At 70.6% G+C, this 5,838-nt stretch carries 8 protein-coding genes and 1 pseudogene; 5 read left to right on the top strand and 4 right to left on the bottom strand.

Annotated features, from left to right (window positions below; all coding sequences use genetic code 11):
- Window positions 1–228, bottom strand: a pseudogene (locus G6020_RS07455) (3-phosphoshikimate 1-carboxyvinyltransferase); the annotation flags it as partial.
- Between the two features lie 41 nt (window positions 229–269).
- Here G6020_RS07455 and G6020_RS07450 point away from each other — a divergent pair.
- The gene (locus tag G6020_RS07450) at window positions 270–1,064 is read left to right on the top strand and encodes an SOS response-associated peptidase (protein ID WP_182610188.1); all 795 of its coding nucleotides are present in this window, start codon (window positions 270–272) and stop codon (window positions 1,062–1,064) included.
- A gap of 7 nt (window positions 1,065–1,071) precedes the next feature.
- Here G6020_RS07450 and G6020_RS07445 read toward each other — a convergent pair whose 3' ends face one another.
- Window positions 1,072–1,608, bottom strand: coding sequence for a YbaK/EbsC family protein (locus G6020_RS07445; RefSeq protein ID WP_182610187.1), 537 nt, complete (start codon window positions 1,606–1,608; stop codon window positions 1,072–1,074).
- 105 nt (window positions 1,609–1,713) lie between these two features.
- Here G6020_RS07445 and G6020_RS07440 point away from each other — a divergent pair, with 105 nt between their 5' ends.
- The 3 genes from G6020_RS07440 (at window position 1,714) to G6020_RS07430 (ending at window position 3,185) form a co-directional block, all read left to right on the top strand.
- Window positions 1,714–2,391 carry a sigma-70 family RNA polymerase sigma factor gene (locus tag G6020_RS07440; protein WP_179524792.1) on the top strand — a complete coding sequence of 226 codons (678 nt, stop codon included), beginning with the start codon at window positions 1,714–1,716 and terminating at the stop codon, window positions 2,389–2,391.
- Window positions 2,388–2,717 carry a zf-HC2 domain-containing protein gene (locus G6020_RS07435; RefSeq protein ID WP_179524793.1) on the top strand — a complete coding sequence of 110 codons (330 nt, stop codon included), beginning with the start codon at window positions 2,388–2,390 and terminating at the stop codon, window positions 2,715–2,717. Before G6020_RS07440 ends, G6020_RS07435 begins: the two co-directional genes overlap by 4 nt.
- Before the next feature lie 252 nt (window positions 2,718–2,969).
- A complete protein-coding gene (locus G6020_RS07430) occupies window positions 2,970–3,185 on the top strand; it encodes a biotin/lipoyl-binding carrier protein (protein WP_017836613.1) in 216 nt (71 codons plus the stop codon).
- Between the two features lie 155 nt (window positions 3,186–3,340).
- Here the strand turns inward: G6020_RS07430 and G6020_RS07425 are convergent, their stop codons facing one another.
- On the bottom strand, window positions 3,341–3,589 hold the full coding sequence (locus tag G6020_RS07425) for a WhiB family transcriptional regulator (protein ID WP_179524794.1): 249 nt from the start codon (window positions 3,587–3,589) through the stop codon (window positions 3,341–3,343).
- Between the two features lie 392 nt (window positions 3,590–3,981).
- Between G6020_RS07425 and G6020_RS07420 the strand changes: the two genes are divergently transcribed.
- Entirely contained in the window at window positions 3,982–4,413 is a 432-nt protein-coding gene (locus G6020_RS07420; protein ID WP_338404193.1) for a hypothetical protein, read from the top strand.
- A gap of 40 nt (window positions 4,414–4,453) precedes the next feature.
- Here the strand turns inward: G6020_RS07420 and G6020_RS07415 are convergent, their stop codons facing one another.
- Window positions 4,454–5,746, bottom strand: a complete 1,293-nt coding sequence (locus G6020_RS07415) for a hypothetical protein (RefSeq protein ID WP_182610186.1) — start codon at window positions 5,744–5,746, stop codon at window positions 4,454–4,456.
- Window positions 5,747–5,838: the final 92 nt, after the last annotated feature.

Below are 5,838 nucleotides of genomic sequence, written 5' to 3'. Positions count from 1 at the left end.
CCCCGTGGGGCCCTCGATCCGGGTGCCGAGCGCGGTGAGCGCCCCGATCATCAGGTCGGTGTCCCGGCTGCGCAACGTCCCGCTCAGCCGGGCGGGGGCGTCGGCCAGCGCGGCCAGGACCAGGGCGCGGTTGGTCAGCGACTTGGACCCGGGTACGGGGACGACGGCCTCCACGGGAGTGCCGGCGACGGGGGCGTTCCAATGACTCACCTGGTCATTGTCGCGCATCGACCCCGATCCCGCCCGGTCCGGGTGGGAGGATGGACCGCATGTGTGGACGGTTCTCCCTCTCCTCGGATCCGGCGCGACTCGCCGTGGAGCTCGATGCCGTCGACGAGGCGTCCTCGCCGCCACCGGGGTTGTGGCCCGACCGGGGCCCGGTCTCCCCGAGGTTCAACATCGCGCCCACCACCACCGTCCCCGCCCTCGTCCTGGACGCCCCGCGCGAACGCCTCGACGATCCCGCCGGCCCCCGACGGATCCTGCGTGCCATGCGCTGGGGCCTGGTGCCGTCCTGGGCCAGGGACCCGGGCAGGCTGCCCACCCTGTTCAACGCGCGGGTCGAGACGGCGTTCGAGAAGCCCTCCTTCCGTACCGCCGTCGCGCGGCGCCACTGCGTGGTCCCGATGGACGGCTGGTACGAGTGGGTCCCGGGGGAGCCGGCGACGCCCGGCGGCAGGGCGGGCCCCAAGCAGCCGTTCCACATGAGCCTGCCCGGCGACGAGGGGCTGCTCATGGCGGGGCTGTGGGAGGCCCGGCGTGACCCCGGCGACCAGACCGTCACGCAGTTGTCGTGCACGATCCTCACCACCGAGGCGCTCGGACCGCTGCGCCGCGTCCACGACCGCATGCCGCTCGTGGTGCACCCGTCCGTGGTCTCCGACTGGCTCGACCCCTCCGTGATCGGTGACCCGAGGGCCCTGGTCGACGGCGCGGGCGGCGACCTGGGGCAGTGGGCCGACTCGGTGGAGATCAGGCCGGTCTCACGCGCGGTCTCCAACGTCAGGAACGAGGGCCCGGAACTGGTCCGGCCGGTGGACCCGTCCGCCGGGATGCTCTTCTAGCACGGCGTCACCGGGCGGCGATCGACGCCGCCGTGGCTCCCGTGAGGCCGACGAGGTCCGCGGGTGCCAGTTCGATCTCCCACCCCCGACGGCCGGCGCTGCACAGGATCGTGGGGTGATCCCACGCGGAGCTGTCGACCACGGTCGCCAGCGACCTCTTCTGCCCGAGGGGGGACACTCCGCCGACCACGTACCCGGTGGCCTTCTCCGCGACGTCGACGGGGGCGAGCGAGGCCTTCCCGGAGGACAGCGCGGCGGCCGCCGCCTTGAGGTCGAGCATCGCCGTGACCGGCAGGACCGCGACAGCCAGCGGGATCCGGGTGCCCGCCGGGGGGCGGGCGGTGGCGAGCACCAGGGTCTTGAACACCCTGGCGGCGTCGATCCCGAGTCGCTCGCCCATGACGCGGGCGGCCTCGTCGCCGAACGCGCCGTTTCCCGCGTCGTAGGTGTGCACCTCGTGGTCGACCCCGGCGGACCGGAGTGCGGCGATGGCGGGGGTCGCCGCCGAGTCGGACTTCCCGTGTCCCGTGCGCTTACGGCTCATCCTGCCCAGCCTAGTGACGGCACCGGCCGGAATAGCGTGACCGTGGACGGCGTTGAGGAGAGCAGGTACCCGGGACTGTCCCCGGGATCGGGAGAGGAGGGTGCGATGCGGACCGCGGTCCTCGACGCCCCCGGCGTGCGGATAGACTCCGGGTCATCGACAGGTGAGGAGTACCGGTTGCCGACCGAGTTGCAGCCCGACGAGTCCGACCAACGCGCCGAACAGTTCGAGGAGTTGGCCATGCCGCTCCTCGATCAGTTGTACGGTGCCGCGCTGCGGATGACCCGCAACCCGGCCGATGCGGAGGACCTGGTGCAGGAGGCGTACGCGAAGGCGTACGCGGGTTTCCACTCCTTCAAGCCCGGGACCAACTTCCGGGCCTGGATGCACCGCATCCTCACCAACGCGTACATCAACCACTACCGCAAGCGGCAGCGCCAACCCGCCCAGTATCCGACCGAGGAGATCACGGACTGGCAGCTGGCGGCGGCGGCGGAGCACACCTCCACCGGCCTGCGCTCGGCGGAGGTCGAGGCGATGGAACTGCTGCCGGACGACGAGATCCGGTCCGCGCTCGCCCAGCTCCCCGAGGAGTTCCGGATGGCCGTGTACTACGCGGACGTCCAGGACCTGCCGTACAAGGAGATCGCCGAGATCATGGACACCCCGTTGGGGACCGTGATGTCACGCCTCCACCGAGGACGCAAGCAGCTCCGCGAGCTGCTCCGGGACGTGGCGACCGAGCGTGGCTTCGGTCGTGACAGGACGGAGGGCGCGAAGTGACGAGGGAACACGACCCGCGGCTCGACCAGATCGACTGTGAGGCCGCCCGGCGCGACCTGTCCCTGCTGGTGGACCTCGAGTGCGACGACGCCTGTCGTTCGAGGCTCGAGCATCACCTCGCCGGGTGTCCGCCCTGCCGTGAACTCTTCCTCTCGGAGCGGCGGCTCAAGGCCAAGTTGTCCCGCTCGTGTTGCGAGAAGGCGCCGTCGGGGTTGAGGGAACGACTCATGGTGGAGATCCGACGCACCACGGTCACCACGACCGATTCCGACGGGACGACGGTGGTGCACCGGACCACGACCGTCCACCGGCGGGACCCGCACTGACCTCACCGGAGACGAGGCGAGGGGCGGACACCGACACGGTGTCCGCCCCTCGCTCGGTTCTGATGGTCCGGACTCAGCTGTTCGGACGCTTGCCGTGGTTGGCGTTCTTCTTGCGGCGATCCCGCCTCTTGCGGCCACGCTTGCCCATGGTCGCCTCCTTTCGTCGGTGTACAAGTCTCCCATGAGAACCCCCGTGTGGTTGCATTGAGGAGTCTGGGGGCCGCCGCGTGAGGAAAGCAGAGGAACATCCGAATGACTGAACAGGTCCGTGCCGAGATGGTCGCGAATGTCATGGAGGTCGTCGCAGCCGTCGGCACCGAGGTCGCCGAGGGGGACACGATCGTGCTCCTCGAGTCCATGAAGATGGAGATCCCGGTGTTGTGCGAGACGGCCGGCACCGTCACCGAGGTGGCCGTCGCCCCCGGCGACGTCATCCAGGCCGGAGACCTCATCGCCGTCATCGGCTGACGATCGACCGTCACGACGAAGGCCGGTTCCCCTCCCACGCGGGAGGGGAACCGGCCTTCGTCGTTCTCGTGGGGTCGGGCGTCCGTTCAGGTCGCCGACCGGACCGCGTACCGTGGGATCGCGGTCACCAGAATGCGGTGATCAGGTGGCGGTGATCAGACCGCGGTGCGGGTGCGGGCGCGGCGACGCTTGAGCGCGCGACGCTCGTCCTCGCTCATGCCGCCCCAGACGCCCGCGTCCTGGCCGGACTCGAGGGCCCAGGCCAGGCACTCGGAGGTGACGGGGCAACGGTTACAGACGATCTTCGCCTCGGCGATCTGCGCGAGGGCGGGTCCGGAATTGCCGACGGGGAAGAACAGCTCGGGATCCTCGTCGCGGCAGATGGCCTTGTGGCGCCAGTCCATGGGAACTCCTTACGGTTACGAGACCGTTATCGGGTCAACCGGACACGGGAAGACGCCGCCGACGCGCCGATCTGCGAGGATCGGCACGCGGACGTACGCGCTGTGTCACATCCGGTGATGTGGTGGGGGTGTACCCGTTCCGAGGGCTCGCTCCGTGAGGAGCAGCTCCCGGTTAAGGCAAGGCAAACAATGTGCGTCTGCGCTGTTACGAATGATGGTGCCACGATTCCATGACAAGTCAACCCTCTCCCGCCGCGATGTGGCAAAGGTCACCCCGGTTGTCAAATCGAACCGAAATCGCACGCCAGAGGCTGTAATGGGTTAATCGGAGTCCAGTCCGCAAGGGTGGTGCGGGCCCGGCCGTCACCGCGACATACCCTGTGGAGGTGAACGTGAGCCGACCTGACGACCACCGCCCCCCGCCGGATCGCCTCGATCCCCGCACCGCGATCCCCACGCCCGTGCGCCTGGCCGGGTGGATCTCCTCCGCGCAGGGCCTCATCGGCGTCGGGGTGGCCGTGGCCCTCGCCATCCGGGCGGCCGGAGGCCATCGCGAGGAGACCGTCGTCATCAGTGGCTACGGCACCGCGGTGTGGTTCGCGATCCTCGGGGGCGGCCTTCTCGCGGCCGGTGTGGGCCTGTTGCGGGGTCGACGGTGGGGCCGTGGACTCGTGGTGATCGCGGAGTTGTTGTTGCTGTTCGTGGCCTGGTACGTGGGGGTGGGATCGGACCAGTACCTCGCCGGTCTGATCCTCGCCGTGGTCTGCGCTGTCGCGCTGGTGTCGCTGTTCCGCAGGGACGCGATCGAGTGGTACGCCGTCTGACCCTGCCGACCCGCACGGCTCCCGTATCCACCCCGGGGGGTCAGGCGACGAGCTTGTACGCGCGGATCCCTCCCGCGTGGCGTTCGTACAGGATGTCGCCGATCTGGGCGAGCCCCGTCACGCCCGGTCCCGGTGCCGCCTGCCCGGCCAGGCGACGGACCTCGCGCCCGGTGTCGTGGTCCAGGAGCGCGAGCCCGTCGGCGACCGGCACCAGCACCCACTCGCCCGTCGAATGGGCCGCGGGGTCGGCGGACCAGCCCCCGGTCAGTCCGGGGCCCGTCGACCCGCCCAGGGTCCACGAGTATCTCCCGGACGGCCCGTCGAAGGCGTGCGTGGAACGTCCGTCGAACCATCTCACCTGAGCGCTGTCGCCCGAGACGGACTCGTGCGAGGGCGGCACGGCCGGCTCACCCTCCAGAGCGAGCACGGTCGAGTGTTCGGTGGGGGAGGTGAACCACTCGACGGTCCAGTCGGGGCCCTGGTTCCGGAGCGCCAGGACCCCCTGCTCGGTCACCTCGATGATCCACAGACCGTCGGCACCGGTCGGGTCCGAGGCGATCTCCTCGGGGGCGCGATTGTCCTCGGGGACGGTCTTCGAGATCGTCAGCCTGACGGAGTCCTCGCCGGGGCAGCGCTCCGTCACGGCGAAGCGCTCGTCGGTGAGATCCGCGGTCACGAGGGTGCACCCGGTGCGGGGTTGCATCCCGGCCTCCTGCGGAGCCTCCACGGCCCCGTACTCGACCGTCCGGACCAGGTCGTCGCGCCAGATCTCGAGGCGGTCCGGGCTGAACGCCAGGACGTGCTTCCACGAGCCGGTGAGTTCCATCGAGTCCGGATACACACTCTGTCTGGTGCTCGCGTACTCCTGGCGGGTCGGGTCGAGGGACGTCACGTCACTGCACCCGGAGGCGCCGTCGAACGCGGCGACGAGTCGATCGGCGTAGAACGCTCCGGCACAGAACCGCCCCGCGTGCGTGTAGGACCAGCTCTCCTCCCCGGAACCCGCGTCCCGGCCGACCAGCACCCCGTCCGGGGAGACGGTGACGAGGTTGCCCTTGGTGGTGAGCGGGGGGCCGGTCCCGGCGGAGCCGTGCATCCAGAGCGGTTGGAGCGACGTGGGGGGATCGGTGGCCGGGCCGTACTCGGGCTGCTCCGCGTCCGCGGCACGCAGCTCAGACCCGGTCGCGCTCCCGGACAGCAGCACGGCGACCGCCGCCAGCACCATGACGACGGCGATCACCGCGGCGGTGACCAGATCTCGTCGCGTCCGGCGTTCGGGGGGGACGTCGACGAACGGCAGACGGCGTCCGGACCCGCTCCTGAGTGTGCGCACGTGCCTTCCAGGGGGTGGGGGTCGGGTCAGTCCCGACCGGTGGAGTCGGACGACGACGAGGGGCGCCGCCGCCGACGCCGACGCCGCGGGGC

Origin of the sequence: Dietzia sp. B19, assembly GCF_014145155.1 — a bacterium.
In the GTDB taxonomy this organism is placed as follows: domain Bacteria; phylum Actinomycetota; class Actinomycetes; order Mycobacteriales; family Mycobacteriaceae; genus Dietzia; species Dietzia natronolimnaea.
This window is presented reverse-complemented; position numbering and strand designations above follow the sequence as displayed.

What these genes read in the sequence shown, in the direction of transcription:
- G6020_RS07450 (WP_182610188.1), top strand. Translation starts at nt 270, where the DNA reads ATGTGTGGACGGTTCTCCCTCTCCTCGGATCCGGCGCGACTCGCCGTG.
- G6020_RS07445 (WP_182610187.1), bottom strand. Translation starts at nt 1,608, where the DNA reads ATGAGCCGTAAGCGCACGGGACACGGGAAGTCCGACTCGGCGGCGACC.
- G6020_RS07440 (WP_179524792.1), top strand. Translation starts at nt 1,714, where the DNA reads ATGCGGACCGCGGTCCTCGACGCCCCCGGCGTGCGGATAGACTCCGGG.
- G6020_RS07430 (WP_017836613.1), top strand. Translation starts at nt 2,970, where the DNA reads ATGACTGAACAGGTCCGTGCCGAGATGGTCGCGAATGTCATGGAGGTC.
- G6020_RS07425 (WP_179524794.1), bottom strand. Translation starts at nt 3,589, where the DNA reads ATGGACTGGCGCCACAAGGCCATCTGCCGCGACGAGGATCCCGAGCTG.